At 64.4% G+C, this 236-nt stretch carries 1 protein-coding gene; it reads left to right on the top strand.

The genetic code is table 11. The features are described from left to right. Window positions 1–212: integrase core domain-containing protein (locus MTQ12_RS14875; RefSeq protein WP_247619232.1), on the top strand; the 212-nt coding region annotated here is incomplete at its 5' end. Between the last annotated feature and the right edge of the window lie 24 nt (window positions 213–236).

The following is a 236-nucleotide window of genomic DNA, read 5'->3' as shown; positions in this document are numbered from 1 at the left end:
TGAACGGCCTGTTCAAGACCGAGTGCATCCGCACCACCGTCTTCCATCCTGGGCCCTTCAGGACGCTCTCGGACGTCGAGTACGCGACGGCCGGCTGGGTCGACTGGTACAACAATCGGCGCCTCCACGGCTCCCTCGGGATGCTCACCCCGATAGAGTTCGAGACGCTCCACTACGAGGCCCTCAACCGAGAGCCCGAACCCGCAAAGTAGCGGCAGAGAACCCGGGGCGGTTCA

This window comes from Brevibacterium sp. R8603A2 (assembly GCF_023072605.1).
GTDB classification, from domain to species: Bacteria; Actinomycetota; Actinomycetes; order Actinomycetales; family Brevibacteriaceae; genus Brevibacterium; species Brevibacterium pityocampae.
This window is presented reverse-complemented; position numbering and strand designations above follow the sequence as displayed.